Raw genomic sequence first — 2,362 nt, forward strand, 5'->3', positions numbered from 1 at the left:
GCATCAGTAGAACAAACATAATCGCCTAAAACATCATAATTTAGAGAATCAAATTCTAAATATTCACCGGTTTCACCTGAAATATTAACTCCATCATGTTTCCATTGATAACTTCCTGTTCCTTTCATTGCATATAATTTTGTAGTAGAAACAATTGGATTATTTACTTCAATTTCTTGATTAACATCTCCTTTTATATTAATTTCACAATCTTTAAAAATTTTATTATTTATGAGATTACCTGTAATGTTGAAATAAAATTCGCTGTAATTATCTTCATAAATAACACCATTATTAGTTAAATTCCCCTCAACAGTAAGTGTGCGACCATTATTGTCTTTTGATAATGTATCAACAACAACAACATCATTACCAATAAAAGTGATATTATTACTTGCAACAGAAACAACACCTTTTAGTTGAACATTTTCGAGAGAAGCACCTCCGTTATCGTCGTCATTCAAATTCGCATCTTTTAAGAACCCACTGTTACCATTTAGTTTTACACCTCCAATAGTAGATGATTTCATTAAATCTAATGTATATCCGGTTCCGTTTTCTATTTGCATTTGATAAGTATTCCCAAATCCTTGCATATAATAATCGTTAGTAAAACTACAATTATTAAATTTACTGTCAGAGCCGATAATTAATAATGATACAGAATCAACTTTAGAAATCCCTGCATTATTTATTGTATTACCACTGCTCATAGAAATTTTATTATCGCTTGTTCCTGTGAATATTATATTTGCTATATCCCAATTTCCATTATTTATAATATCTCCGGCAACAGCAATAGTAAATTCAGAATGATTATCTTCTGTGATTGTACCATTATTTGTAAAATCCCCTGCAACATTAAGTGTGCGACCATTATTGTCTTTTGATAATGTATCAACAACAACAACATCATTACCAATAAAAGTGATATTATTACTTGCAACAGAAACAACACCTTTTAGTTGAACATTTTCGAGAGAAGCACCTCCGTTATCGTCGTCATTCAAATTCGCATCTTTTAAGAACCCACTGTTACCATTTAGTTTTACACCTCCAATAGTAGATGATTTCATTAAATCTAATGTATATCCGGTTCCGTTTTCTATTTGCATTTGATAAGTATTCCCAAATCCTTGCATATAATAATCGTTAGTAAAACTACAATTATTAAATTTACTGTCAGAGCCGATAATTAATAATGATACAGAATCAACTTTAGAAATCCCTGCATTATTTATTGTATTACCATTGCTCATAGAAATTTTATTATCGCTTGTTCCTGTGAATATAATATTTGCTATATCCCAATTTCCATTATTTACAATATCTCCGGCAACAGCAATAGTAAATTCAGAATAATTGTTTTCCGTGATTGTACCATTATTTGTAAAATCTCCTGCAACATTAAGTGTGCGCCCATTATTGTCTTTTGTTAATGTATCGCCACTATTGATTGTTAAATTATTACAAAGTGTATCTGACAAATTAACACTTACTAATCCATCAATAATAACATCATCACTTGCTGTAGGAACGACATGTCCAATCCAAGTCAATGTATCGTTCCAATCTCCACCTGTAGTAGTTGATGTAATTGTTGGACTTCCACCTCCCGTTGCAGTTAATAAATAATCATCTGTAACTAAATAGTATTCATCAACAGATACACATTGAACGGCAATAGTAACTGAATCTCCTGCATAACTGCTAAGATCATAAGTATATTTTGTCCACGCAAAAGGTACATCTACAACGGAATCAATACGAGTTGAGAAATCGGATATTGAATTGCCGGTAGTTGAAATTTTTACATTAAAACTTTCCAAAAATGAAGATAAATATGACCTTGCCCAAAATGAGAATTCTACAGTTTTGCCTGATGCAATTCCAATTTTCGGTGTAATAAACCAATCGTCATTACCACTACCATTCCAGTGAACAGCTGCCCCCCGCAATCCTGTATGAGCAAAAGTATCCGGCGGTGCATCGTCTTCTTCATAAATTCCCCAATGATTTCCATCTCCATCATTATCTATATAACTCCAACCGGTTACAGTTCCTTCGAAGCTTTCATTTAATAAAGTGTCTCCAGTTGCCGTTAATGGTTGAATATTTCCAACACTTTGTGGAATTTGTCTTGACATTTTTAAAGTAATCTTTTCCTTTTCTCTTCCCATAAGTGGAAACGATAGCACCAAAATTAGTGTAACTATCAATGTTGTTCTAATTAAATTCTTCATTTTTTTCTCCTTGGCTTTTGCCTTTATTTAAAATAAACATCTTCTATTTGTTTTAAAAGTTCATTTGGAAGTGGTATTTCATTTCTTTTTCCACTATTCGTTAACATTTTCAAAGCATC

1 protein-coding gene is annotated in these 2,362 nt (G+C 31.7%); it reads right to left on the minus strand.

Translation table 11 applies throughout. The annotated features are described in order from the left end of the window. Nucleotides 1–2,243: choice-of-anchor J domain-containing protein (locus U9R42_10085; protein ID MEA3496370.1), on the minus strand; the 2,243-nt coding region annotated here is incomplete at its 3' end. Nucleotides 2,244–2,362: the final 119 nt, after the last annotated feature.

The sequence above is a fragment of the Bacteroidota bacterium genome (assembly GCA_034723125.1).
Taxonomy (GTDB): domain Bacteria; phylum Bacteroidota; class Bacteroidia; order CAILMK01; family JAAYUY01; genus JAYEOP01.